Origin of the sequence: Cellulomonas composti (genome assembly GCF_007990245.1) — a bacterium.
GTDB classification, from domain to species: domain Bacteria; phylum Actinomycetota; class Actinomycetes; order Actinomycetales; family Cellulomonadaceae; genus Cellulomonas; species Cellulomonas composti.
In genome coordinates, this window is the sequence record NZ_BJWG01000004.1 from 22,983 (window position 1) to 48,212 (window position 25,230).

Sequence of the window (25,230 nt, forward strand, 5' to 3'; positions counted from 1 at the left end):
GGTCGTCCGGCAGGCGAGCGAGGGTGAGGCATGGAGCACTGGGCACTCGAGCTCGCCTCGTCACCATGGATCTACGTGGTGATGTACCTGTTCGCGACGATCGACGGCTTCTTCCCGCCGATCCCCAGCGAGTCCGTCGTCATCGCGCTCGCGGCCGTCGCCGTCTCGACGGGCGAGCCCAACATCTGGCTGCTCATCCCGGTCGCCGCCGCCGGCGCGTTCACCGGTGACCAGATCGCCTACCTCATCGGGTCCAAGGTGCGCGTGCACGAGCTGCGCATCTTCCGGTCCCCGAAGGGTCGGCAGGCGCTCGACTGGGCCGAGCGGGCGCTCGACCGCCGCGGCGCGTCGTTCATCATCGCCGCGCGCTACATCCCGATCGGCCGGGTCGCGGTCAACATGACCGCGGGTGCCGTCGGGTTCCCGCACCGACGGTTCACCCTGATCGCCGCGATCGCCGCCGTGCTGTGGGCGTCGTACTCGTCGCTCATCGGCATCGGGACCGGCGCGTGGCTCGGGGACAACACCGTGCTCGCGATCGTCGTGGGCATCATCGGGGGCATCGCGCTCGGCTTCGTCGTGGACTGGGTGCTGCGCCGCTGGCTGGACCGTACGGAGCCGCCTGCAGCGGGCGGACCGGCGACCACGCCCGAGGCGCGTGAGGAGTCGGCGAGCGAGCCTGTCGTCCCGGAACCGGGCGCGGCGGGCCGCTGAGCGGTCCTACAGCTTGCGCAGGCGGACGCGCTCGACGGAGTGGTCGCGGCCCTTGGTCAGGACCAACGTCGCGCGGCTGCGCGTGGGCAGGATGTTCTGCTCGAGGTTCGGTGCGTTGACCGAGTCCCAGATCTGCTCGGCGAAGGCGCTCGCCTGCTCGTCGGACAGCGACGCGTACCGGTGGAAGTACGACGCAGGGTCCGCGAACGCGGTCGCGCGCAGGCTCAGGAACCGGTCGACGTACCACTGCCGCACGTCGCCCGGCTTGGCGTCGACGTAGATCGAGAAGTCGAAGAAGTCGCTCACCGCGAGGCTCGAGACGCCGCCCTCGCCAGGCCGCGCCTGCTGCAGGACGTTGAGGCCCTCGACGATCAGCACGTCGGGGCGCTGCACCACGATCTCGCGGCCCGGGACGATGTCGTACGTCAGGTGGTCGTAGACGGGCGCCCGGACCTCGGAGCGGCCCGCCTTGACGGCCGAGACGAACCGCAGCAGCGCGCGCCGGTCGTACGACTCCGGGAAGCCCTTGCGCTGCATGAGGCCACGCCGCTCGAGCTCCGCGTTGGGGTACAGGAAGCCGTCGGTGGTGACGAGCTGGACGCGCGGTGTCGCCGGCCAGCGCGCGAGCAGCTCACGCAGCAGGCGGGCGGTGGTCGACTTGCCGACCGCGACGGACCCCGCGACGCCGATGACGAACGGGGTGGGCGTGATGTCCCCGCGCAGGAACGTGCTCGACGCGTCGTGCAGGCCGCGCGTCGCCTCGATGTACAGGTCGAGCAGGCGCGAGATCGGGCGGTAGATCGCGTCGACCTCGGCGAGGTCGATCGGGTCGCCGAGGCCGGCCAGCCGCTCGACGTCCGCGTCGGTCAGCGGCAGCGGCGTGGACGCCGACAACCGGGCCCACGCCGCCCGGTCCAGGTCGACGTAAGGGCTGGCGGGGGCGAGTGACGGCGTCGACGGCGTCGGGAGCACCCCCCGATTCTGCCGGACGCCCGACCCGGTGCGCGCCTGGGCGCGGTGGGGCCTGCGGATAGACTCGCCGGCATGTGTGGAATCGTCGGTTACGTCGGTAGCCCGGTCGCCAGCGCCCGCCCGCTCGACGTGGTCCTGGAAGGTCTGCGGCGGCTCGAGTACCGCGGGTACGACTCGGCGGGTGTGGCCCTCGTCGGCCCCGAGCACGAGCTCGCGACCGCGAAGAAGGCCGGCAAGCTCGCCAACCTCGTCGAGGAGATCGACCACCACCCGCTGCCGGACGCGACCGCCGCGATCGGGCACACCCGCTGGGCGACGCACGGCGGCCCCACCGACGTGAACGCGCACCCGCACGTCGCGGGCAGGCTGGCGGTGATCCACAACGGCATCGTCGAGAACTTCGCGGTGCTCAAGGCCGAGCTGCTCGCGGCGGGCGTGGAGTTCACGTCCGAGACGGACACCGAGGTCGCCGCGCACCTGATCTCCCGTGCGTACGACGAGACGGGCGACCTGACCGCGGCGATGGCGCAGGTCGCGCGCACGCTCGACGGCACCTTCACGTTGCTCGCGGTGCACGCCGACGATCCCGCGACCGTCGTCGGTGCGCGGCACGACTCGCCGCTCGTCGTCGGGCTGGGCGAGGGCGAGAACTTCCTGGGGTCGGACGTCGCGGCGTTCATCGCGCACACGCGCGAGGCGCTCGAGCTCGGGCAGGACCAGGTCGTCACGATCACGCCCGACGCGGTCGTCGTGACCGGCTTCGACGGCACGCCCGCCGCCGCCCGCCGCTTCACGGTCGACTGGGACGCCGCGGCCGCCGAGAAGGGTGGCTTCCGGTCCTTCATGGACAAGGAGATCCACGACCAGCCGCACGCCGTCGCGGACACGCTGCTGGGGCGGACCGACGTGCAGGGCAGGCTCGTGCTCGACGAGGTGCGCATCGACGAGGCGCTGCTGCGCGCGGTCGACAAGATCGTCGTCGTCGCGTGCGGTACCGCGGCCTACGCCGGGCACGTCGCCAAGTACGCGATCGAGCACTGGTGCCGCATCCCCGTCGAGGTCGAGCTCGCGCACGAGTTCCGCTACCGCGACCCGGTGGTCGACGAGCGCACGCTCGTCGTGGCCGTCTCGCAGTCCGGCGAGACGATGGACACCCTCATGGCCGTCCGGCACGCACGTGAGCAGGGTGCCCAGGTGCTCGCGATCGTCAACACGCACGGCTCGACGATCCCGCGCGAGTCCGACGCGGTGCTCTACACGCACGCGGGTCCGGAGATCGCGGTCGCCTCCACCAAGGCGTTCCTCGCGCAGATCACCGCCGCCTACCTGCTGGGCCTGTACCTCGCCCAGCTGCGCGGCAACATGTACGCCGACGAGGTCGCCGCGATCCTGGGCGAGCTGCGGGCGATCCCCGACAAGATCCAGCAGGTGCTCGACCGGGCCGGCCGCGTACGGGAGATCGCGCGCTGGATGGCGGACACGCAGTCGGTGCTGTTCCTGGGCCGGCACGTCGGCTTCCCGGTCGCGATGGAGGGTGCGCTCAAGCTCAAGGAGCTCGCGTACATCCACGCCGAGGGCTTCGCCGCGGGCGAGCTCAAGCACGGCCCGATCGCGCTCATCGAGCCGGGGCAGCCCGTGTTCGTCGTCGTGCCGTCCCCGCGCGGCCGGCACTCGCTGCACTCGAAGGTCGTCTCGAACATCCAGGAGATCCGCGCGCGCGGCGCCCGCACCCTGGTGATCGCGGAGGACGGCGACGAGGCGGTGCGGCCGTTCGCCGACGAGGTGTTCTACGTCCCGCAGACCCCCACGCTGCTGGCCCCGCTGCTGACCGTCGTGCCGCTGCAGATCTTCGCGTGCGAGCTCGCGACGGCCAAGGGGCTCGACGTGGACCAGCCGCGCAACCTCGCCAAGTCCGTCACGGTCGAGTAGCGCGTGGAGCTCGCCGACGCGCAGCGCGAGATCGAGACGATCTCGCGCGCCTACGGCCGGCTGTTCGACGTCGAGCGGACCGACGACTGGCTCGTGCTCAAGCTGAACGAGGAGGTCGGCGAGCTCACGCAGGCGTTCCTCACCCGCTCGGGCCGCACGCGTCACCGCGGGCTCACGCCCGAGCAGTCCGACGAGGCGGTGCGCGACGAGCTGGCCGACGTGCTGGCCCACGTCCTGGTGCTCGCGGAACGTCTGGGCGTGGACCTGGACGATGCGCTCGAACGCAAGTGGTTCCGCTACCGCCACCTCGTCACGGACGAGGACCGCGCCGGGCAGGACCGGGTTCCGGAGCGCCGCGCGTGATCGTCGGCGTGGGGATCGACGTGGTGGACGTCGCGCGGTTCGTCGCGACGCTGCACCGGGTGCCGGCGCTGCGCGAGCGGCTGTTCACGCCCGAGGAGCGCGAGATGCCCGAGACCTCGCTCGCGGCGCGGTTCGCCGCCAAGGAGGCGATCGCGAAAGCGCTCGGCGCGCCGCCGGGGATGTCCTGGCAGGACGCGACGGTGCGCCGGGTCGCGGGTGCGCAGCCCGAGGTCGAGGTGGTCGGGACGGTGCTCGCCCGTGCGCAGGCGCTCGGCGTGACACGCTTCCACCTGTCGATCTCGCACGACGCGGGCATCGCGTCCGCGATGGTGGTGGCCGAGCGGGGCTGACGGTCCCGTCGGGACGGATCGCGGACCGTCGGTGCGGGCAGGTCAGACGACGGGCACGCGTGCCGAGGTCGAGACGCCGTTCGCATAGCCCGCGACCTTCGGGCGCAGGGTCTCGCGAACGGAGAGCCGGGCGCCACGGTCGGCGTCCTGCACGCGGTAGGCCGACGACGTCGCACCCGCGATCGCGACCCCGTCGCGCAGCCACTGGAACGTGACGGTGCCCGCGAGGTCCCAGGTCGCCTTGGACGACCGCACGAGTGCGCCGACCTTCGCGGTGCCCGTCACCGTGGGCGGGGTCTTCGCCGTCGCGCCGAGGACGTGCACGTCGATCCGCGTCGTCGCACCCGTGAACGTCGCCGCCGCGGACAGCTTCTTGGTGATGACCGTGTCGTCACCGCTGTAGTAGAACGACTTCAGGAAGCCCGCCGGGTTGTCGGTGTTGCCGTACGGGATGGCGAACGTGTAGGCGGCGCCGCTCGCGAGGCCCCTCGTCGGGAAGGAGACGACCTGGGCGCCGGTCGAGCCGGAGGCGACGAGCGACGTCGTGCGCGGCGCCGTCGGCCATTGCCCGGTCGCGGACAGTGCGCTCGCGACCGACGACGCCGTGGCCGAGCTGAGCGCCACGTTGCCGGCCAACGCCGTGAGGCGGCCGTTGCCGGGCTCGACGACGTAGAAGCCCTGCGGGGGCCAGCTCGGCTCGGCGCCGTCCGCCGGCAGCACGATGCGGATCGCGGTGGCGCGCGCGCTCGCGGCCGTCCTGAGGCTGATCCCCGTGGTGCCCGTCCTGAGCAGCGTGGCCTGGGCCGCGGCGGGGACGAGGCCGGCGGGCGTGTAGTACCCCGAGGCGACCTTGCCGGTCACGTCGAGCACGCTGATCTGGTACCCGGTGCCGGAGGTGAGGCCCGTCAGGACGAAGCGGCCCTTCTCGTCGAGGACCGCAACCGAGGCGAAGTCGGAGCCCTTGGCCGTCGGCAGCCACGCGAGCACGACCTGAGCCTCGAGCGAGGCGCCGGCCGGGACGGTGACGGTGCCCTTGATGATCGACGAGCCGGCCGCGGCCGCGGGGCTCGCGCCGAGCAGGGCGGTCAGCAGCAGGGCCAGGAGCGCGGCGAGCGCCGCGGGCGCGAGGCGGCGGAGCGAGACGGACATGACGGTCCTCGGGGTCGACGACGTGGCGTGCCGGATCGACGCGCCCGAGGCGAGGATGCCGCATCGGGGCGGCTCCGCGGGGGGACGTCGCCCCGGGGGCCGCCCGAAGACACCCGCGGCGTCCGGAACGTCCGGGTCCGGCGCGACGACTTCACCCGATCGGCCGCAGCGGAGCTCAGGTGAGCGCGGGGGCCTCGCGCATCGGGTCGTGCAGCAGGTGCAGCCCCAGTCGCTCGGACAGCGCCCTGAGCGCCGCGACGCCGCGCACCGAGTTGCCCCGCTCGTCGAGCGGCGGGCTGAACACCCCGACGCCGAACTTGCCGGGGCTCACGGCGATCAGACCGCCCGAGACGCCGCTCTTGGCGGGCAGCCCGACGGTCAGCATCCACCGGCCGGAGTAGTCGTACATGCCGCAGGTCGCCATGATCGACAGCACGTGTCGCGTGACGTCCTCGGGCAGCACGCGCTCGCCGGTGACGGGGTTGGTGCCGCCGGTGGCGAGCGTCGCGGCCATCGCGGCCAGGTCGTGCGCGCTGACCAGCACGGCGCACTGCCGGAAGTAGGTGTCGACCGCGGCCTCGACGGGCGGCGCGAGCGAGCCGGACGCCGCCATGAGGTAGGCGAGCGCGCGGTTGCGGTCGCCGGTCGCGGACTCCGAGGCGTGCACGCGCTCGTCGACCGTCAGGGTCCGTCCGGCGCAGCGCGACATGAGGTCGAGGACCCGGTCGAACCGCTCGTCGCCGTCCGCCCCGCGCACGAGCGCCGTCGTGGCGATCGCGCCCGCGTTGATCATCGGGTTCGCGGGCCGTCCGGTGTGCGGTTCGAGGCTGATCGCGTTGAACGCGTCGCCGCTGGGCTCGGCGCCCACGTGCTCGAGCACCTCGTCGAGCCCCTGGTCCATCAGCGCGAGCGCGTAGACGAACGGTTTGGAGACGGACTGGATCGAGAACGTCACGTGCTCGTCGCCCGCACCGGCGCGCACGCCACGGATCCCGCAGGCCGCGACGCCGAACAGCTCGGGGTCGGCGTGTGCGAGCTCGGGGATGTACCGGGCGACCTCGCCGCCGCGCATCGGACGGAACCGGTCGACCGCGGCCTGCAGTCCCGCGGTCAGGATCGAGTGGGACACGGGACGACCCTAGCGATCGGTCCGCAACAGGTGGCACCGGGCACGGGCGCGCGTACCGTCGAACTTGTGCGGCTGGACCGGCTGCAGGTGGTCGACGTCGAGGAGCTCGCGGACGCGCCGCTCGCGGGCCGCCCCGGCGCGCGCCGCGGGCGCCACTGGTGGTGGCTTCCCCTGGCCGGCGTCGTGGCGCTCGGCGGTCTGGTCATCGGGCAGTCGACGCTCGACGAGCGCGCCCGTGCCACGGCCGCCGCGCGAGCCGCGCTGCCGGGTGCGATCGACCCGCTCGGCGCCGAGCTCACCGTGCAGTGGCGCGTCGACCCGCGAGACACGGCCCTGATCAGGGCCGGGACGTTCGACGACGCGTTCGTCGGGCTGCGCACGCTCGACGACGGCTCGCTCGCCGTCGTCGCGCTCGACGACGCCACGGGTGCGCAGCGCTGGGAGCGCGTGCTGCGTGGGCCGGACCCGGTCCGCGCGGCCGCCGTCACGCCGCAGCCGCCGTTGTGCCACGCGGCGCCCCAGGTCGACGAGCGTGCGGTCGCCTGCCTGGTCTCCGACGGCTACCTCGCGGGCGGCGGTTCGACCGTGCTGCGGGTGCCCGCGGCCGAGCCGCACCTCGTCGTGCTCGACGCGCGGGACGGCGCGATCCTGCGCGACGTCGTGCTCCCGGCGGGCACGGCGGACGCCGCCGTCACGGGCGACGTCGTCGTCGCGGCGGTGCAGGACCCGCCCTGGCACGTCGTCGCGGTCGCGGTGGATCTCGTGACGGGCGCCGAGCGCTGGCGCTACGAGCCGCCCGACCAGCGCGCGTCGGGCTCGACCTCGACCGGCACCGACGTCGCGGTCCGGGCCTTCGAGGTCGGCGTGGTGCTGCGCGAGCCGTCGCCGGCCTCGAGGCTCACGGTGCTCGGGGCGGACGGCGGCGTGCTGGCCGAGCCGTCGACCACCTGGTCGGGATGGGCGGCGGTGGGCGACGAGCTGTGGTTGCGCCGCGACAACGTCACGTCGCGCACCGTGGTGTGGAGCCCCGACGGCTCCGAGCGCACGGTGCCCGGGCGGCTGCTCACGCCGAACGTCGACGACGGCAGCGCGGGCCACGTGCGGCTCAGCGACCGACGCGTGCTGCGTGCGGTCGACACCGACACGGGCGGCGTGCTGTGGTCGACGACGCGCGCGGTGGGCTCGGGGGTCGCCGTGCTCGGCGGGCGGATGTACGTGCCGACGTGGTCGCCCAGCCTTCTCGCGGTCGACGCCCGCTCCGGGAAGGTGCTGTGGGACGTCGCCGTCGACCCGGACGCCTTCGCGGGCACCCCGACGACCGACGGCACCTCGATCGTCGTCGTCCAGCGCTCGATGACCGCCGGCACGCCGTTCGTCACCGTGCACGACCTCGTCGACGGGCGCGTCGTCGCGCGGCTCGAGCCACCCGACGGGGTCGTCGTGATCAGCCAGGAGGGCAGGCGGCTGGTCGGCGGGCTGTCCGACGGCACACTCGTCGTGCTCGGGTGAGCACGACGACGGCCCTGCCTCGCGGGAGCGCCGCGGGACAGGGCCGTCGGGTCACCGACTAGCTCGCGGCGATGGGGGCCGTCTTGGTGGACCACGCGTAGCCCGGCGCGTACCCGGCGACGCCCGCGACGTGCACGGCGCGCACCGAGATCAGCGCACCGCGGTCCGCGGGGCGGACCTTGAACTTCGCACCCGTCGCGCCCGCGATCTCCCGGCCGTTGCGCAGCCACTGGAAGGTCGTCGTGCCGGCGACCTTCCACTTGCCCGGGACGACCCTGAGCGTGGCGCCGACCTTCGCGTTGCCGGAGATCGCCGGGACGGTCTTGCGCTCGGCCGCGAGGACGTGCACCTGGAGCGTCGCGGTGCTGCCGAGGAACGAGGCGGCATTCGCGAGCTTCGGGCGGACGACCTTCGCGTCACCGGTGTAGTAGTAGCCGGAGACCGTGCTGCCGGGACCCTCGTCGAAGCTCGTGAGGATCAGGAGCGTGTAGGCCACGCCCGGGAAGAGCCCGCGGAAGGTGAGCGGCGGAATCGGGCTCGCGTCCGCGGGGGTGGCCGACGCGCTCGCGCCTCGCGCCGGGGGCGTGCCGAGCAGGTTCTGGGTCCGCGACGCCGGTGCGACGCCGCGACCCGTGACGCCGTAGTTCGCGAGCGCGGCGGGCCGGCCCGTGCCCGGCTCGACGGCCATGACGGCCGCAGGCGACCACGCGGGCGTCGTGCCGTCCTCGGGCAGCACGAGCGTCGCTGTGGTCAGCGTGCTGGATGCGGTCAGCTTGACGTCGAGGTCCGTCGTGCCGGGCGTGACCAGCTCCGCCTTGGCGGACGTCGCGACGATCTTGCCGCCGGCGTAGTAGCCGGCCTTCGTGCCGCCGACCCGGTCGAGCACGTCCACCTGGTACTTCACGTCGGGGTCGAGGCCGGCCAGCGTGAACTCGCCGTCGCTGTTCGTGCCGGCGATCGAGGAGTAGGCCAGCCCGACGTCGTCGGGCTTCCACGCCAGCACGATGATCGACGCCGAGGCCGCGGCGGAAGCCGGCACGTGGACGACGCCGCTGATCTGCGTCGACGTGTCGACGGCGCCGGCCGGGGTCGCGCCCAGCAGCGTCGCGGCCGTGACGGCCGCGATCGTGGCGAGCCCGACGAGCAGGCGTGGACGGGTCTGGGGGGACATGAGGTTCCTCTCGGTCCGGGGGCACTGGCCGACGATCGACCGCTCCCGCACGCGTGAGGATCTCCCGGCGAGGCGGCGCGTGGGCGGTGGGTCACCCGGATGGGCGTGGGCGAGTCGTCGGGCTCGTCCGTCGGTGCCCGGATCGTCCGGCGTTATTTCACCCGCTGGGCGGCCTCACCTGGGCCGTTGGTCACGTGCGGCAGGCGGCTCAGCGCAGTGCGGGGACCACCTGCTGCTCGAACAGCTCGATGCTCGAGCGGTCGTACGCGGCGTCGACGAAGTACGTGATCGCGTACGTCATGCCGAGCTGCTCCAGCCCGCGCAGCGTCTCGACGATCTGCTCGGGCGTCCCGACGAGGGGCCCGCGGCGAAAGTCCTCCGCGACGCCGGGCGCCTTCTGCGGCACCGTCAGCGCGTAGTGCCCCTCGATCCACGCGATCTTGTCGTCGACGTCCGCCTGCGTCTCGCCGATCACGACGTTGTAGTTGGCCGACCGGGTGATCTCCTCGAAGGGCCGCCCGATCGCGGCGCAGTGCTCGCGCAGCACCTGCGACTTGTGCGCGAAACCCTCGGGTGCGCCGTCGAAGTTGGTGTACTGCGCGTGCTCGGCCGCGATGCGCAGCGTCTTGCGCTCGCCGCCGCCTGCGATCCACAGCGGCGGCCCGTCGACCTGCAGGGGCAGCGGGGCCAGCTGCGCGCCGGACACCTGGTAGTGCCGGCCGTCGAGCGTCGCGACGCCGTTCGTCCAGAGCTGCTTGAAGATCTGCACACCCTCGTCGAGCATGCCGATCCGGTCGCCCGCGCCCGGGAACCCGTACCCGTACGCGCGCCACTCGTGCTCGTACCAGCCCGCGCCGATCCCCATCTCGACGCGACCGCCGGAGATGACGTCGGCCGTCGCCGCGACCTTCGCGAGGTAGGCGGGGTTGCGGTAGGCCATGCACGTGCACATCTGGCCGAGCCGCACCCGGCCGGTCACCGCCGCGAACGCGCTGATCAGGCTCCACGCCTCGTGCGTCGCCTCGCCGTTGGGCTCGGGCACCGCGTGGAAGTGGTCGTAGACCCACACCGACTCCCAGACGTCGCCGGTGTCCGCGTGCTGGACGAGCCCGTTCATCACCGCCCAGTGGTCGCGGGCCTCGATGCCCGTGAGGTCCTGCCGCCAGCCCTGGGGGATGAAGAGTCCGAATCGCATGACCGGCAGGCTAGCCCCGCCGACCGGTCCGGTGCGGGCCGGTAGCGGCCGCCCTGGCCGCGGCCGCTACCGGTGTCTCACTCGAACTGCTCCCAGTCGGGGCAGCCGTCGGTGACGAACGTGACGAACTCCGGCACGTCGGTCAGGAACGCGTACGACCCCTGGTCGTCGAACTGGACCTCGCCGTCGGCGTCCTCGATGGACCACGTGCAGCCGGCGGGCTGCTCCGCCGGTTCGCCGTGGAGTTGGTACCCGCCGTACGGCAGGTCGGTGCCGATGGCGTACCGGCCCGTCCCCGCGACCACCGCTCCCGCCGGCGCGGTGTCGGGGTCCTCGTCCGTCTCGGTGCCGGTCTCGTCGGCCGGGTCCGGTGCGGTCGTCGCGTCCGCGGTCACCGCCGTGTCGTCGTGGTCGGCAGGCGCGGCGTCGTCGGAGCAGGCGGCGAGCGCCAGGAGCGCGGCGGTGGCGAGACCCAGCGCGGTGGCCGGGCTCAGGGGGCGGCGTGACATCGGGCGACCTCGCTTCCGCGGCCCGGTGGTCGGGCAGCACAGTCACCCTGGCCCGCCGGGCGGTGCGACGGCCATGGCGGTTCCGTCGTATTCGGGCGGCGCGGTCGGCCGCCCGCCATCGGTACGCTCGCGCGGATGGGACGGGACGAACGCGTGGACGCCGTGCTGCGCTCGCTCGTCGACCGGTCGGACGCGGTCGACGCGGCGGCCCGCGCGGCCGTCGTCGACGCACCCGCGGCCGACCGCGCGCTCGCCGACGCGCTGGCCGCGGTCCTGCTCTGCTGGCGCGGGGAGTTCGAGAGCGGGGCGAGCCTGGCCGCCGCCGCGCTCGCCGCCGCCGCCGACGAGGAGACGCTTGGGCTCGCCCGCGCGGCGCGCGGTCTGGCCGTCGCGGGGTGGCCGCCGGCGGCGACCGAACCGGGCGACCCGCTCGCCGACGCCTGGGCGGACGGGCCCATGGCGGCCGGACCGCTGGCCGGCCCGATCCAGACCCTGCAGGCCGAGGCGGCCCTCGCATGCGCGCGGATCGAGCTGGCCGGCGACCTGCATGCGCGCGTCGGGCCGGTCACCGAGGTGCTGGGCCGCGCCGACCACCCGTTCCTCGCGCTCGCGCACTGCACGGGCGCGAGGATCCGGGTGTTCGCCGGTGACGTGAGCGGCGCCGAGCCCTTCGTCGTGCGGGCGCTCGCGGACGCGCGGACGCCCGAGGGTCTCGCGCTGGCGACGGCGTGCGCGGCGTTGACGGAGGGCAACGCGGACCGGCGCGGTGAGGTGCGTCGCCGCGTGCTCGGGCTGATCGACTCGGGGATCCGGCCGACCGACACCGTCACCAGCGGCGTGTACCTGCTCGCGGCCTACGCGGTGATCGCGCAGGGCGACGTCGAGACCGCCGTGCGGCTCGTGCTGCAGGCCGGCGGCGACGCGGACCTCGGCCGCTTGCGGGTGGTCGACCGCGTGATCTGCCTCGAGCTGCTGGTGCGGGCGGCCGCCGACGAGCGCGACCTGGACGCGGCGCTCGCGTGGCAGCTGCGCGCCGCACCGCTGGCCACGCACCCGATCGCCGACTCGACGGTCGCCCGCATCGCCGCGCGCGTGGCGCTGCTGGCGGGCGACGCCGAGGGGTCGCTCGCGCACGCCGAGTCCGCGATCGAGCTCGCGACGCGACGGCACCGGGCGATCGAGGCGGGTGAGGGGGAGATCCTGGCCGCCCGCGCGCGGCTCGCGTCGCGCCGCGGCGGCGCGGCGACCAGACGGCTCGTCGACGTCGTGGCCGTGGCTGACGACCGCGGCCACCTCGCCGTCCGCGCCGCGGCCGCGCGCGAGCTGCGCAGGGCGGGGCGCCGGCTCCCGCCCGAGCGCGCCAGTGGCTGGTCCGGCCTGTCGCCGCGCGAGCGGGACGTGGCGCTGCTGGTCGCGGAGGGGGCGACGAACGGCGAGATCGCGGCCCACCTGTTCCTCTCGGAGCACACCGTGCGCGTGCACGTCTCGCGTGTGCTGCACGCCTTCGGTGTCGCGACAAGGTCGGGTGTGGCGCGCGCGCTGCCGTCCGGGCGGCCCGCCGCCGACCTGCCGGCCCTGACCGCCCGTCAGTGGCAGGTCGCCGAGCGGGTCGCCGCCGGCCGGTCCAACGCGCAGATCGCGGCCGACCTGGGCGTGGGCCTGTCGACGGTCGAGAAGCACGTCTCCGCGATCCTGCGACGCTGGCACCTGTCCTCGCGCACGGCCGTCGCCCGGCTCGTCCTCGCGTCGGGCGGGTAGTCGCCGGGACGGAGTCGGCGGGACGGAGTCGCCTGGGCGCAGTCGGCGCGCGGGTCGGGCAGGGTCGCCGCCGGCAGGGTCGCCGCCCGTCGGGTGGCCGGGGCACGACGGGTTCGGCGAGGATGGGCGGGTGCTGCTGTCCTGGACCGCCGAGCAGGTGCGCGCCGCCGAGCGGCCGCTGCTGACGGCCGGTGCGCCGTTGATGGAGCGCGCGTCGTTCGCGCTCGCGCTCGCCGTGGTCCGGATCCTGCGCGAGCGGCGCGGGCGCGTGCGTGGCGCGCGGGTCGCGCTGCTCGTCGGGCCCGGTAACAACGGTGGCGACGCGCTGTACGCCGGGGCGTTCCTGCGGGCGCGCGGCGTCGAGGTCACCGCCGTGTGCGTCGCGTCCCGCCTGCACGACGAGGGTGCGCGCGCGCTGGTCGCGGCGGGCGGTCGGTTGCTCCGTCCGGGTCCCGACGAGCCCGCGACCGACGAGCCCGTGGCCGACGAGCACGCGGTCCTCGATGCCGCGCTCGTGCTGCAGCGGGCCGACGTGGTCCTCGACGGCGTGCTCGGGACCGGGGGCCGGGGCGGCGGCCTGGGCGGTGTCGCCGCGGCCGTCGTCGAGCGGTTCGTCGGGCTCGTCGCCGCCGCGGGTGCGGGGCCCGCGGTCGTCGCGGTCGACGTGCCGTCGGGCGTCGGGGTGGACGACGGGACGCTGACGGGGACGGTGCTCGACGCCGAGCTGACCGTGACGTTCGGCGGCGCCAAGCCCGCGCTGCTGCTGCCTCCCGCGGCCGGCGCAGCCGGCCGGGTCGAGGTCGTCGACATCGGTCTCGACCTGTCCGGCGAGCGACCCGCGGTCGCGCGGCTCGAGCCCGCCGACGTCGCCGCGCTGTGGCCGCGCCCCGGGACGGGCAGCCAGAAGTACTCACGAGGTGTGCTCGGCGTGGTCGCGGGCTCGCGCCGCTACCCGGGTGCGGCGGTGCTGGCGACGGACGCGGCGGTGCTCGCCGGCGTCGGGATGGTGCGCTACCTCGGCGCGGTCGGCGAGCAGGTGGTCGCGCACCGGCCCGAGGTGGTGCTCGGCGAGGGCCGCGTGCAGGCGTGGGCGCTCGGGCCGGGGGTCCCGCCCGACGACGATGCACAGCGAGCGCGGATCCAGGGCGCGCTCGCGGGCGGCGAGCCTGCGGTCGTGGACGCCGGGGCGCTCGCCGCACTCCCGGAGCGCGTCGGCCCGCACGTCGTGCTCACTCCGCATGCGGGGGAGCTCGCGACGCTGCTCACGACCCGCGGGGTGCCGGTCCGTCGCGAGGACGTCGAGGCCGAGCCGCTGCGCCGCGCGCGCGAGGCGCACGAGCTCACCGGTGCGACCGTGCTGCTCAAGGGCCACGTCACGCTCGTCGTCGGGCCGGACGATGCCGCGTACGCGCAGGCCGACGCGCCCGCGTGGCTCGCGACCGCCGGCGCGGGCGACGTGCTGGCGGGGCTGCTCGGCGCGCTCCTGGCCGGCCGGTCCGACGACGTGCACGACGACCCGACGCTCGCCGCGGCACTCGCGGCGGCCGCGGCGCTCGTGCACGGGCACGCCGCCGACGAGGCCAGTCCCGGCGGCCCGGTGAGCGCGCTCTCCGTCGCACGGGCGCTGCCGGCGGCCGTGCGCCACCTGCTCGCGGACCCCGGCGCGCCCCCGGCGTGAGTGCGGCCGCGCGGGCGGGCGGTGCGAGGATGGGTCGGTGAGCTGGTTTCCCGCGCGGGCGGTGGTCGATCTGGCCGCCGTCCGCAGCAACGTCGAGTCGTTGGCCGCGCACGCCCCCACCGCGCAGGTGATGGCGGTCGTCAAGGCGGACGCCTACGGGCACGGGCTCGTGCCGAGCGCGCGCGCCGCGCTCGCGGGCGGGGCGACCTGGCTGGGCACCGCACAGATCGCGGAGGCGATCGCGTTGCGCGCGGCCGGGATCACCGCGCCGCGCGTGCTGACCTGGCTGCACGCGCCCGGCGCGCCGTTCGAGGACGCGCTGGCGGCGGACGTGGACGTGTCGGTCTCCGCCGCGTGGTCGCTCGAGGCGGTCGTCGCGGCGGCGCGGGCCACGGGCCGGACCGCGCGCGTGCACCTCAAGGTCGACACCGGCCTGGGACGCAACGGCCTGCAGCCCGACGAGCTGGCGCGGCTGCTGCCGGCGGTCCTGCGGGCGCAGGCGGAGGGTGCGATCGAGGTCGTCGGGCTCTGGTCGCACCTCGCGTTCGCCGACGAGCCGGCGCACCCCACGGTGCTCGCGCAGGCCGACGTGTTCGCGGCCGCGCTCGCCACCGTCGAAGCCGCCGGCGTGCGGCTCGAGGTGCGGCACCTGGCCAACTCCGCCGCGACGCTCACCGCGCCGCAGGTGCACTACGACCTGGTCCGGCCGGGCATCGCGGTGTACGGGCTCTCGCCGGTGCCGCAGGTCGGCGGGCCCGACGAGTTCGGGCTCGTCCCGGCGATGACGCTCGAGGCGTCGCTGGCCACCGTCAAGCGGGTCCCGGCCGGGCACGGGGTCTCGTACGCGCACCAGTACGTCACGACGCGCGACACCGTGCTCGGCGACGTGCCGCTGGGCTACGCCGACGGGCTGCCCCGCCACGCCTCGGGCGGGCCCGGGCACCCGGGCGGGCCCGTGCGCGTGGGCGGCCGGACGCTGCGCGTCGCCGGGCGCGTGTGCATGGACCAGTTCATGCTCGACCTCGGGCCCGACGCGACCGAGCGCGCGGGGGACCGCGTCGAGCTGTTCGGCACGGGCGCCGACGGCGGACCGACGGCGCAGGACTGGGCGGACGCCGCGGGCACGATCGCGTACGAGATCGTCACGCGCCTGGGCGCGAGCGTCCCGCGCGAGCACGTGCACGCCGAGGCGCTCGAGCCGGCGGGCGCCGGGGACGTGCGGTGAGCGCGGCGCACCAGCTCGAGCTGGTGGACGCCGAGGCCACCCGCGCGTTCGGCCGGGCCCTGGCGACGGTGCTGCGCGCGGGCGACCTCGTCGTGCTCACGGGCGACCTGGGCGCGGGCAAGACGACCCTGACGCAGGGGATCGGCGCGGGGTTGGGCGTGCGCGGGCACGTCGCGTCGCCGACGTTCGTCATCGCGCGCGAGCACCCGCCGCTCCCGCGTCCCGACGGCACTCGCGGACCGGGCCTGGTGCACGTCGACGCCTACCGGATCGGCTCGCTCGACGAGGTCGAGGCGCTCGACCTGGACGCGAGCCTGGACGAGTGTGTGACGGTCGTCGAGTGGGGTGCGGGCTGGGTCGAGGGCATCGCCGCCGACCGCCTCGAGGTCACGCTCGCACGTGAGCGGGGTCGTGCGTCCGACGAGCGTGCGTCGGGTGGGTCCGCCGGGCACGGGTCCGACGAGGGTGAGCCCGACGACGACGGCGGCGCCGGGGTGCGCACCGTGACACTGCGCGGGGTCGGCGAGCGGTGGGCCGGTGCCGACCTCGCGGCGCTCGCAGCGGCGAGCACGGCAGCGGCGAGCACGGCGGCGGCGAGCACGACGACGGCGAGCACGGCCGACGTGGCAGGCTGACGCCGTGCCCCTGCTCGCGCTCGACACGTCCGGGTCGGTTGCCGTCGCGGTGACCGACGACGCCGGGACCGCGCTCGCCCGCCGGTCCGACGAGCAGCCCCGCCACCACGCCGAGCTGCTCGCGCCCATGGTTGTCGCCGCGCTCGCGGAGGCGGGCGTCGACCGCCGTGAGCTGACGGCGGTCGTGGTCGGCACCGGCCCGGCGCCGTTCACGGGCCTGCGCGTCGGCCTGGTCACGGCGCGCACGCTGGCCCTCGCGCTCGGCATCCCCGCGCTCGGCGTGCCGAGCCTGGACGCGCTCGCGGCCCGCGCCGCACGCGGCGTCCCGGCCGGCACGCGCCTGCTCGTCGCGACCGACGCGCGCCGCCGCGAGGTCTACTGGGCGGTGTACACGGCGACGGGCGACGGCATCGAGGCGGTCACGCCCCCGCAGGTCGGCTTCGCGGACGGGCTCGCCGACGAGCCGGCGGCGGCCGGCGCCCTCGTCGTCGGACCCGGCGTGGCGCTCTACCCCGAGGCGTTCGCGCACCTGAGCGCGGCCCCGGGCGCTGACGACCCGCTGGACCCGGCCGAGCTGGCCGGGCTCGCGCTGAGGCGCCGCGCGGCGGGCGCGGACCTGCCGACCGAGCCGCTGTACCTGCGCCGGCCGGACGCCGTGCCGTCCGCGGGGCACCGGCGCGCGCTCGGATGAGCCGCGACGCGATGGTGGTGCTGCGCCCGCTGACCACCCAGGACGTGCCGGCCCTCGTCGAGATGGAGGACCGGCTGTTCGGCGCGGGCGCGTGGTCGCCGACGGCGCTCGCCGAGGAGATCGTCGGACCCGGCCGGTGGTACGTCGGCGCGACGCAGGGCGGCACGCTCGTCGGGTACGCGGGCCTGTGGTTCGACGGCGTCGACGTGCAGGTGATGACCGTCGGGACCGACGAACGGCACCAGGGCAAGGGGATCGGGCGGCTGATGCTCGACGCGCTCGTCGTGCGTGCGCGCGCGCTCGGCGCGACGTCGGTGCTGCTCGAGGTGCGCGTGGACAACGAGCCCGCGCTGCGGCTCTACGACGCGGCGGGGTTCGTGCGGCTCGGCGTGCGGCGCGGCTACTACCAGCCGGAGAACAAGGACGCGTGGACGATGCGGCTCGACCTGGCCGCGAAGGAGGTCTCATGACCGGGACGACGAGCGCGACGGACGCCGCGCGGGCGGCGGTGCTGGTGGACGTGGTGACGCTCGCGGCCGAGCTCGCGGGCGACGACGCGCCCGTGCTGCTCGACGTGCGGTGGGCGCTGGGCCGCACCGACGGGCACGAGCAGTACCTGGGCGGGCACCTGCCGGGCGCGGTGTTCGTCGACCTCGACACCGAGCTCGCGGCACCGCCGAGCACCGCCGCTGGCCGCCACCCCCTGCCCGACGTCGCGGACCTCGAGGCCGCGGCGCGGCGCTGGGGCGTGCGCGAGGGCGGGGCGGTCGTGGCCTACGACGCGTCCGGTGGCACGGCCGCGGCGCGCGCCTGGTGGCTGCTGCGCTGGGCGGGCGTGCGTGACGTGCGGCTGCTCGACGGCGGTCTGGGCGCGTGGCAGGCCGCGGGCCTGTCGGTCGAGCCGGGGCAGGTCACGCCCGATCCGGGCGACGTCGTGCTCGTCGGCGGTCAGATGCCGACGATCGACGCCGATGCTGCGGCGTCCTGGGACGGCGCGCTGCTCGACGCGCGGGCCGGCGAGCGGTACGCGGGCGTCGTCGAGCCCGTCGACCCGCGAGCGGGCCACATCCCGGGCGCGCTGTCGGCGCCGACCGCCGAGAACCTCGACGAGACGGGCGCGTTCCGCGGCGCCGACGCGCTGCGCGAGCGGTTCCGCTCGTTGCGCACCGACGTGGGCGCGCCGGTCGCGGTGTACTGCGGCTCGGGCGTCACCGCCGCGCACGAGGTCGCGGCGCTGGCCTCGATCGGCGTCGAGGCTGCGCTGTACCCGGGCTCGTGGTCGCAGTGGTCGGGCGACCCGTCACGTCCGGCCGCGACGGGTCCCGACAGGTCCTGACGGGGTCGCGGCGGGCTGACGTCGCTCAGACCGTCTGCGCGACGTCCGCGTAGTCGAGGCGCGCGGCACGCGGGTGCGGCGTGCCCACGCCGTCGCGGTGCCCGATGGTGAGCAGGAGCACGGACTTCCAGCCGTTCTCGGCGAAGAACTCGGCGTCGATCGCGGCCGCGTCCATGCCACCCATCGGGCCGACGTCGAGCCCCGCGGCGCGCAGCCCGACGATGAGGTACCCGAGCTGGAGGTGCGTGTTCATGCGGGCCATCTGCTCGCGCGTCTCGGGCTGGCCCTCGAGCGCGTCGACCATCGCGGCGCGGTGCGGCGCGAGGACGGGCAGGTGGCGGTGGAAGGCGGGGTCCGCGGCGACGACGATCGTCAGCGGCGCGGCGAGCACGCGGTCACGGTTGCCCTCGGCGGCGAGCGCCGCGAGCCGGGCCCGCGCCTGCGGCGTGCGCACGACGAGCAGTCGCAGCGGCGTGATGTTCATCGCGGTCGGGCCCCAGCGGACCAGGTCGTAGACCGCGGCGATCTCGTCGTCGGTCACGGGCTCGTCGGTGAAGGCGCCGACGGAGCGCGCCTCGCGGAACAGGAGGTCGGCGACGTCGTCGCCGATCGCGTACGCGGGGAAGTCCAGCTCGGCCAGCACGGTGCTCTCGGTGGTCACACGTCATTGAAGCATCAACTACCCAGAATGATGCCCCTGGCATCCGGTGACACCGATCACACGACCCTCGCCTCGTCCTGCGGTCCCGCCGCCGTCAGGACAGCACGACCGGCGCGACGGCGAAGCCGCCGGCGGGCGGGAGCTCGCGCTCGCGGGCGCGGTCCGGGTCGGGGAGCAGCGACGAGCTCGCCTGCAGCACGGCGCGGGTCAGCGTGCGCAGCTCGAGTGCGGCCAGCGGGCGGCCGGGGCACACGTGCTTGCCGACGCCGTAGACCAGGTTGTACGGCGCGTGCGCGACGGGGTCGAACGAGTCCGGCGCACCGAAGATCCGCGGGTCCCGGTTGGCGGCCGTCCAGTTGAGCACCACGCGGTCGCCCGCGTCGATCGACCGACCGCCGACGGTCACCGGTGCGGTGGCGACGCGACGGTTGCTGACGAACGGGTCGTCGATGCGCAGGATCTCGTCGATCGCCGCGTCGAGCTCGCGGTCCGGCACCCCGGCGCGCAGGTGGTCCTGCAGGTCGCGGTGGTCGGCGAGGTACGTGAGCACCACACCCGTGCACAGCGCGAGCGAGCCGAGGTCGCCGCCGGTCCAGTTGCGCAGGATCGACACCACCTCCTCGTCGGTCAGGGCACGGCCCTCGACCTCGGTGCGCAGCAGCTCGGTGGTGACGTCGTCGGGCGCGTCACGGCCGCGGCGCGCGTCGGTCTGCGAACGCACGATCGCGTCGAACCGCCGGGCCACGTCCGCCGTGCGGGACCGGTCGCGCGAGCGCGAGGCCGCGCGGTTGTCCGCGACCCACCGCAGCAGCTCGTCCTCCAGTCCGGCCGGCCAGCCCAGCCACGCGCTCTGCGCCCGGACCGCGAACAACGCACCCAGCTCGACACCGTCCACCCGGCCGGGCACGGCGGACGCGACGACGTCGCGGGCGACCTGCTCGACGACCGGCGCGAGCGCGGCCATCCGCTCGCGCGTGAAGAAGCGCTCGATCACGGCGCGGTAGGCGGTGTGGGTCGGGCCGTCGAGCCCGTTCGGCACCTGCAGATGCGCGGAGACGGCGTTGGAGTACGTCTCGTGGTCCGATGCGGCGGCCGTCACGTCGGCGTGCGTGAACAGGGTCCACGCGCCGTCGGGGCCGAGCGCCACCGGGCAGTGCGTGCGCAGCGCGTCGTAGGCGACGAGCGGTCCGCGCCGTACTCGGGGCCCACGGGGGTTCCAGTCGGCGCGCCCGGCGTGCGGATGTGCGCCGCCTGCCGGGTCCTCGCGCGTCAGCTCGTCGGCAGGCTCATGCTCCGTCACGGTCCCATGGTGGCCCGCTCGCCCACGTCGGGCACCTCGAGGGTGCACTCTGGTGACCTCGACGACGAGAGGACCGCCATGACAGACCTGGTGACAGAGGCCGACGAGCGGCTGGCCGCTGCACGTCAGTCCGTGCACGGCCGCGACGCGCGGCTCGTGCTGCACGACGGCGTGCTGCGCCAGACGGTGCTCGCGCTGGTCGCCGGCACCGAGCTCGCGGAGCACAACTCGCCTCACGCGGCGAGCCTGCAGGTGCTCGTCGGGCGGGTGCGCGTGACGGGCGTGGAGGAGTCGGAGGTCGCCGCGGGCTCGCTCGTGCTGCTCACCCACCAGCGCCACGCCGTGCGGGCGCTCGAGGACGCGGTCTTCCTCCTGACGACGGTGACGGGACTGGCCGACGACCAGCACGCCTGACGGGCGGTGCGCCGGCGCCGGCGCGCCGGGGAACTAGGGTGGCGCGCATGGCTGAGCCGCTCGTCCTCGGGATCGAGACGTCGTGCGACGAGACCGGCGTCGCGCTGGTGCGCGGGTACGACCTGCTGGTGGACGCGGTCGCGTCGTCGGTCGACGAGCACGCGCGCTTCGGCGGGATCATCCCCGAGATCGCCTCGCGCGCCCACCTGGAGGCCATGGTCCCGACGATCGAGCGCGCGCTGGCCACCGCCGACGTCACGCTCGCCGAGGTCGACGCGATCGCCGTGACGGCCGGACCCGGTCTCGTCGGGCCGCTGACCGTCGGCGCGAGCGCGGCGAAGGCGCTCGCGGTCGCGCTGGACAGGCCGCTGTACGGGGTGAACCACGTGATCGGGCACGCGGTCGTCGACGAGCTGGTGGACGGGCCGTTCCCCGAGCGGGTGATGGCCCTCGTCGTCTCCGGCGGCCACTCGTCGCTGCTGATGATCGACGACACGGTGCACGTCACCGAGCTCGGCTCGACGCTCGACGACGCCGCGGGGGAGGCGTTCGACAAGGTCGGCCGCCTGCTCGGCCTGCCCTACCCGGGCGGACCGCACATCGACCGGCTCGCGCGCGAGGGCGACCCCACGGCGATCCGCTTCCCGCGCGGCCTGACCGCCGCGAAGGACCAGGCCAAGCACGCGACGGACTTCTCGTTCTCGGGGCTCAAGACGGCCGTCGCGCGCTGGGTCGAGGCGCGCGAGGACGCCGGGGAGCAGATCCCGTTGGCCGACGTGTCCGCGTCGTTCTCCGCGGCCGTGGCCGACGTGCTGACCGCCAAGACCATCGCCGCGTGCCGCGCGCACGGCGTCTCGACGCTCGTCGTCGGCGGCGGCTTCTCGGCGAACTCGCAGCTGCGGGACCTGGCCGCCCAGCGGTGCGCCGATGCGGGCATCGAGCTGCGCATCCCGCCGATCCGCTACTGCACGGACAACGGCGCGATGATCGCGGCCCTCGGCGCGGCGGTGCTGCGCCGAGGCCTGCCCCCGTCGTCCCTCGACATCCCGGTCGACTCCTCGATGCCGCTGACCCAGGTCCTGGTCTAGGTCGTCGAGACCGCGCCGGGCCGCAGGGCGGTGACCGGGGCGGCGACGTCGCCGCGCAGGAGGTCGCCGAGCCCGGCCAGGTCCGGCACGGTCCACGTCGGCAGCGGCCCGCGCGTCGGAGCCGGCCGCCCGGTGCGGTTGACCCACACGCTGCGGATGCCCCGGGCGTTCGCGCCCGTCACGTCGCTGGTCAGCGAGTCGCCCGCGTGCGCCACGTCGTCGGGGCCGAGCCCCAGGAGCTCGAGCGCGAGGTCGAACGACGGTGCGGCGGGCTTGTACGCGCGGGACCGCTCGCTCGTGACGGCCGGCAGGTCGAGCCCGAGGCGGTCGAGCGAGGCGGCCAGGTCCGCGTCGTCGACGTCGGAGACCAGGCACACCGGCACCGGCGGGTCCGCGAGGAACGTCAGCGCGTCCGGGTAGGGGTCGGGGGTCGACCAGTACGCGTACATCGGCGCGACGAGCTCGTCGAGGTCGAGCCCGCGGTGGCCGGGTGCGAGGGCGGCGACCGTGCGTCCGAGCGAGTCGCGCGCGAGGTCGCGCAGGCGGCGGTACGACGAGCCCTGCGCGTCGTCGGCCAGGGCGCAGTAGTCCCGCCACCACGTGTGCGCGACCTCGTCGTGCGGCACGCCCGTCGTGGCCGCGACGCGCGCGCACACCGCGTCGACCGCGTCCTCGTCGTCGTGCACGACGGTGCCGTAGAAGTCGAGCAGCAGCCCTCGGATCGCCACGCCCGAAACCTATCGACACCGGCGGCAGGGGCCGCCCGACAGGTACGTCCCCGTGCTCCGCGATGCGAAATCTCACCCGGTGCCCGAGTTGTCCAGTATTGACACGATTCCGGCTGGGGTCTGGACTGGGTGACGCCTCGTGAGGAGCCGCCGATGTCCCGCTCGCGCCCCCTGCTCGCTCTGACCGCCGCCGCCGCGCTCGCACTCGGCGCGGCAACCGTCCCGCCGGCCGCCGCCGACGACCCCGCGCCGTTCACCCTCGTCGTGCTCCCGGACACCCAGAGCTACACGAAGTCCGCGACGAACCACCCGATCATGGCGGCGCAGACGCAGTGGATCGTCGACTCGCGTGCGAGCCTCGGGACCGCGTTCGTCGCCCAGGTGGGCGACCTCGTCGAGTTCGAGGACAACCTGACCAACTGGGACCGCGCGTCGCAGTACATGGGGACGCTCGACGCGGCCGGTGTGCCGAACGCGGTGCTCCCCGGCAACCACGACATGGACATCACGACGGGCGCGATCGACCGGTTCCGGACCTACTTCCCGCCCTCGCGGTACCAGGGCGCGGCGTGGACGCCGGCGAGCGCGCAGTACGGCGGCTACCTCGGCCAGAACCAGTTCGGGCCGGACGCCGTCGACCGCGGCAACGCCGACAGCTACTCGCTGTTCAGCGCCGGCGGCATGGACTTCCTGCTGCTCAGCCTGGAGTTCAACGCGACCGACGCCGCGCTGGACTGGGCGCGCCGGGTGCTCGCGGCCCACCCGCAGCGACGTGCCATCGTCGCGACGCACAGCTACGTGGACCTCAGCGGGGCGCTGACCAAGCAGGTGCTGCGGCGCGACGGCGGCGGCAACAGCGGGCAGGCGATGTGGGACGAGCTGATCTCGACGAGCTGCAACGTCTTCCTCGTCGTCAGCGGACACTTCCACGCCGGCACGGCGGGGGAGGCGCGGCGCACCGACACGAACGCGTGCGGGCGTCCCGTGCAGGCGGTGCTGTCCGACTACCAGGAGCGCCCGCACGGCGGCGACGGCTGGCTGCGCTACTACACGTTCGACCCCACGGCCGACGAGATCCGCGCGTACACCTACTCGCCGACGCTCGGGCAGTACGAGACCGACGCCGACAGCCAGTTCGTGCTCCCGTACGCGATGGGCGACGACGACCCGCCGCCACCCCCGCCTCCGCCCCCGCCGCCGAGCGGGCTCGCCGCCGACGCGTTCACCCGTACCTCGGCGTCCGGGTGGGGCAGCGCCGACGTGGGCGGCGCGTGGAGCGTGGCGGGCAGCGCGAGCCGGTACACGGTGAACGGCGGGGCCGGTCGGATCACGGTGCCGCCGGGGTCCACGCTCACGGCCACCCTGGCGGGGGTGCAGTCGACGTCCGCGGACCTGCGCATCGGGCTCTGGCTCGACCGGGTGCCGGACCAGGCCGCCTATCTCACGCTCTCCGGTCGGGTGGTCGGCACGGCGGACTACGGCGCGCGGCTCAAGATCCTGCCCACCGGCGCCGTGCAGCTGCATGCGACGCGCACGGGCACGGTGCTGGCGGGCGGCACGGTGCCCGGACTGACGATCGCCGCCGGCGCGCGCCTCGAGGCGCGCGTGCAGGTCGACGGCACCGCTCCGACGACGGTCCGCGCGCGCATCTGGCCGGCCGGGTCGACCGAGCCGACCGCCTGGCAGGTCACCGCCACGGATGCGACGACCGCGCTGCAGGTGAACGGCGCGCCGCGACTGTCCGTCTACCACTCGTCGTCCGCGACGGGCGGGCCGCTCGTCGTCTCGTTCGACGACCTGGCGGTGAGCGCCGTCGGCTCGACGCCGCCGCCCCCGCCGCCGCCCAACCAGGCTCCGACCGCGCGGCTGGCGGTGCAGACCGACGGCCTGACCGTGCTCGCCGACTCGTCGACGTCGACCGACGCGGACGGCACGATCGTCGCGCGCACGTGGGCCTTCGGCGACGGTGCGGAGTCGTGGGGCGTCACCGCCGAGCACACCTACGACGCGCCCGGTACGTACACGGTCGAGCTCACCGTGACCGACGACGACGGCGGGGTCGACGCCGCGCAGGCCGTCGTCCAGGTCGACGAGCAGCCACCGGACCAGCCGCTGGCGCTCGACGGGTTCGCACGCACCGTCGCGAACGGCTGGGGGAGTGCGGACGTCGGCGGCGCATGGGCGACCGTCGGGACGGCGTCGCGCTGGTCGGTCGGGTCCGGCGTCGGGCGTGTCGTGGTTCCCGCCGGCTCGACGATGACGGCGACCCTGCCCGTCACGTCGTCGGCGCTCGACGTCACGGCGACCTTCGCGCTCTCGGCGGTCCCGGACGCGACCACGTACCTCGGCCTCGTCGGGCGCGTGGCCGGCACGCAGGACTACTCCGCGCGGATCAAGCTCACACCCGGCGTCGCACCCCAGCTGCACCTGGTGCGCAGCGGCACGGTGCTCGGTGGCGGCTCGATCGGCGGCGCCGTCCTGGCCGCGGGCGACCGCCTGCACGTGCGCCTGCAGGTCCAGGGCACGTCGCCGACGACGCTGCGCGCCCGCGCCTGGCGCGACGGGACACCCGAGCCGAGCACGTGGTCGGTCGTCGCGACGGACACCACCGCGGCGCTGCAGGTGGCCGGAGCGCCACGGCTGTCGGCCTACCAGAGCTCGTCCGCGACCACGGGACCTCTCACGGTCTCCTGGGACGACGTCCGCGTCGACGCGCTGCCCTGAGG

The 25,230-nt window shown here is 75.1% G+C and carries 24 protein-coding genes; 15 read left to right on the forward strand and 9 right to left on the reverse strand.

What is annotated here, in order from left to right; genetic code table 11:
- Positions 1-30: 30 nt before the first annotated feature.
- Positions 31-714, forward strand: a complete 684-nt coding sequence (locus tag CCO02nite_RS05655) for a DedA family protein (RefSeq protein WP_146842169.1) — start codon at positions 31-33, stop codon at positions 712-714.
- 6 nt (positions 715-720) lie between these two features.
- On the opposite strand, the gene coaA is transcribed toward CCO02nite_RS05655, so the two are convergent.
- On the reverse strand, positions 721-1,686 hold the full coding sequence (coaA, locus tag CCO02nite_RS05660; RefSeq protein WP_146842170.1) for a type I pantothenate kinase: 966 nt from the start codon (positions 1,684-1,686) through the stop codon (positions 721-723).
- Positions 1,687-1,758: 72 nt separating this feature from the next.
- On the opposite strand from coaA, the gene glmS reads away from it, so the two are divergent.
- From glmS to CCO02nite_RS05675, 3 genes are read left to right on the forward strand one after another with little or no spacing between them, the layout of a single operon-like run.
- Positions 1,759-3,615, forward strand: a complete 1,857-nt coding sequence (gene glmS, locus CCO02nite_RS05665; protein ID WP_146842171.1) for a glutamine--fructose-6-phosphate transaminase (isomerizing) — start codon at positions 1,759-1,761, stop codon at positions 3,613-3,615.
- Positions 3,616-3,618: 3 nt separating this feature from the next.
- Complete coding sequence (locus CCO02nite_RS05670) at positions 3,619-3,978, forward strand: MazG-like family protein (RefSeq protein WP_146842172.1); 360 nt, start codon at positions 3,619-3,621, stop codon at positions 3,976-3,978.
- Entirely contained in the window at positions 3,975-4,328 is a 354-nt protein-coding gene (locus tag CCO02nite_RS05675) for a holo-ACP synthase (protein WP_146842173.1), read from the forward strand. The genes CCO02nite_RS05670 and CCO02nite_RS05675 overlap by 4 nt, the downstream gene beginning before the upstream one ends.
- 42 nt (positions 4,329-4,370) lie before the next feature.
- Here CCO02nite_RS05675 and CCO02nite_RS05680 read toward each other — a convergent pair whose 3' ends face one another.
- Positions 4,371-5,477 carry a hypothetical protein gene (locus CCO02nite_RS05680; RefSeq protein WP_146842174.1) on the reverse strand — a complete coding sequence of 369 codons (1,107 nt, stop codon included), beginning with the start codon at positions 5,475-5,477 and terminating at the stop codon, positions 4,371-4,373.
- Positions 5,478-5,652: 175 nt separating this feature from the next.
- The gene (glsA, locus tag CCO02nite_RS05685; protein ID WP_246117375.1) at positions 5,653-6,606 is read right to left on the reverse strand and encodes a glutaminase A; all 954 of its coding nucleotides are present in this window, start codon (positions 6,604-6,606) and stop codon (positions 5,653-5,655) included.
- Between the two features lie 66 nt (positions 6,607-6,672).
- On the opposite strand from glsA, the gene CCO02nite_RS05690 reads away from it, so the two are divergent.
- On the forward strand, positions 6,673-8,115 hold the full coding sequence (locus tag CCO02nite_RS05690; protein ID WP_186812589.1) for an outer membrane protein assembly factor BamB family protein: 1,443 nt from the start codon (positions 6,673-6,675) through the stop codon (positions 8,113-8,115).
- 58 nt (positions 8,116-8,173) lie between these two features.
- Here CCO02nite_RS05690 and CCO02nite_RS05695 read toward each other — a convergent pair whose 3' ends face one another.
- The 3 genes from CCO02nite_RS05695 to CCO02nite_RS05705 all read right to left on the reverse strand — a co-directional run bounded on the left by CCO02nite_RS05695 (position 8,174) and on the right by CCO02nite_RS05705 (position 10,990).
- Positions 8,174-9,286, reverse strand: coding sequence for a hypothetical protein (locus tag CCO02nite_RS05695; RefSeq protein WP_146842177.1), 1,113 nt, complete (start codon positions 9,284-9,286; stop codon positions 8,174-8,176).
- A gap of 208 nt (positions 9,287-9,494) precedes the next feature.
- Positions 9,495-10,481 (reverse strand): LLM class F420-dependent oxidoreductase, encoded by a 987-nt coding sequence (locus tag CCO02nite_RS05700; RefSeq protein WP_146842178.1) that lies wholly within the window; start codon positions 10,479-10,481, stop codon positions 9,495-9,497.
- A gap of 77 nt (positions 10,482-10,558) precedes the next feature.
- The gene (locus CCO02nite_RS05705; protein ID WP_146842179.1) at positions 10,559-10,990 is read right to left on the reverse strand and encodes a hypothetical protein; all 432 of its coding nucleotides are present in this window, start codon (positions 10,988-10,990) and stop codon (positions 10,559-10,561) included.
- A gap of 135 nt (positions 10,991-11,125) precedes the next feature.
- Between CCO02nite_RS05705 and CCO02nite_RS05710 the strand changes: the two genes are divergently transcribed.
- From CCO02nite_RS05710 to CCO02nite_RS05740, 7 genes are all read left to right on the forward strand, one after another.
- Positions 11,126-12,748 carry a helix-turn-helix domain-containing protein gene (locus tag CCO02nite_RS05710; RefSeq protein ID WP_146842180.1) on the forward strand — a complete coding sequence of 541 codons (1,623 nt, stop codon included), beginning with the start codon at positions 11,126-11,128 and terminating at the stop codon, positions 12,746-12,748.
- Between the two features lie 130 nt (positions 12,749-12,878).
- Entirely contained in the window at positions 12,879-14,426 is a 1,548-nt protein-coding gene (locus CCO02nite_RS05715; protein ID WP_146842181.1) for a bifunctional ADP-dependent NAD(P)H-hydrate dehydratase/NAD(P)H-hydrate epimerase, read from the forward strand.
- A gap of 37 nt (positions 14,427-14,463) precedes the next feature.
- A complete protein-coding gene (alr, locus tag CCO02nite_RS05720) occupies positions 14,464-15,651 on the forward strand; it encodes an alanine racemase (RefSeq protein ID WP_146842182.1) in 1,188 nt (395 codons plus the stop codon).
- A complete protein-coding gene (gene tsaE / locus CCO02nite_RS05725; protein ID WP_146842183.1) occupies positions 15,648-16,286 on the forward strand; it encodes a tRNA (adenosine(37)-N6)-threonylcarbamoyltransferase complex ATPase subunit type 1 TsaE in 639 nt (212 codons plus the stop codon). Before alr ends, tsaE begins: the two co-directional genes overlap by 4 nt.
- 4 nt (positions 16,287-16,290) lie before the next feature.
- Positions 16,291-16,977, forward strand: coding sequence for a tRNA (adenosine(37)-N6)-threonylcarbamoyltransferase complex dimerization subunit type 1 TsaB (gene tsaB, locus CCO02nite_RS05730; RefSeq protein WP_146842184.1), 687 nt, complete (start codon positions 16,291-16,293; stop codon positions 16,975-16,977).
- Positions 16,974-17,447, forward strand: a complete 474-nt coding sequence (gene rimI, locus CCO02nite_RS05735) for a ribosomal protein S18-alanine N-acetyltransferase (RefSeq protein ID WP_146842185.1) — start codon at positions 16,974-16,976, stop codon at positions 17,445-17,447. The genes tsaB and rimI overlap by 4 nt, the downstream gene beginning before the upstream one ends.
- A complete protein-coding gene (locus tag CCO02nite_RS05740; protein ID WP_186812590.1) occupies positions 17,444-18,313 on the forward strand; it encodes a sulfurtransferase in 870 nt (289 codons plus the stop codon). Before rimI ends, CCO02nite_RS05740 begins: the two co-directional genes overlap by 4 nt.
- 25 nt (positions 18,314-18,338) lie before the next feature.
- Here the strand turns inward: CCO02nite_RS05740 and CCO02nite_RS05745 are convergent, their stop codons facing one another.
- Both CCO02nite_RS05745 and CCO02nite_RS05750 read right to left on the reverse strand, forming a co-directional pair.
- Complete coding sequence (locus tag CCO02nite_RS05745) at positions 18,339-18,974, reverse strand: malonic semialdehyde reductase (protein ID WP_146842186.1); 636 nt, start codon at positions 18,972-18,974, stop codon at positions 18,339-18,341.
- Between the two features lie 94 nt (positions 18,975-19,068).
- A complete protein-coding gene (locus CCO02nite_RS05750; protein ID WP_146842187.1) occupies positions 19,069-20,274 on the reverse strand; it encodes a cytochrome P450 in 1,206 nt (401 codons plus the stop codon).
- A gap of 78 nt (positions 20,275-20,352) precedes the next feature.
- On the opposite strand from CCO02nite_RS05750, the gene CCO02nite_RS05755 reads away from it, so the two are divergent.
- The gene (locus tag CCO02nite_RS05755; protein WP_146842188.1) at positions 20,353-20,688 is read left to right on the forward strand and encodes a cupin domain-containing protein; all 336 of its coding nucleotides are present in this window, start codon (positions 20,353-20,355) and stop codon (positions 20,686-20,688) included.
- A gap of 47 nt (positions 20,689-20,735) precedes the next feature.
- Positions 20,736-21,776 carry a tRNA (adenosine(37)-N6)-threonylcarbamoyltransferase complex transferase subunit TsaD gene (gene tsaD, locus CCO02nite_RS05760; RefSeq protein ID WP_146842189.1) on the forward strand — a complete coding sequence of 347 codons (1,041 nt, stop codon included), beginning with the start codon at positions 20,736-20,738 and terminating at the stop codon, positions 21,774-21,776.
- Here tsaD and CCO02nite_RS05765 read toward each other — a convergent pair.
- The gene (locus tag CCO02nite_RS05765) at positions 21,773-22,504 is read right to left on the reverse strand and encodes an HAD family hydrolase (RefSeq protein WP_146842190.1); all 732 of its coding nucleotides are present in this window, start codon (positions 22,502-22,504) and stop codon (positions 21,773-21,775) included. The genes tsaD and CCO02nite_RS05765 overlap by 4 nt on opposite strands.
- A 153-nt stretch (positions 22,505-22,657) precedes the next feature.
- Here CCO02nite_RS05765 and CCO02nite_RS05770 point away from each other — a divergent pair, with 153 nt between their 5' ends.
- A complete protein-coding gene (locus CCO02nite_RS05770; protein WP_146842191.1) occupies positions 22,658-25,228 on the forward strand; it encodes a PKD domain-containing protein in 2,571 nt (856 codons plus the stop codon).
- The last annotated feature ends 2 nt before the right edge of the window (positions 25,229-25,230 follow it).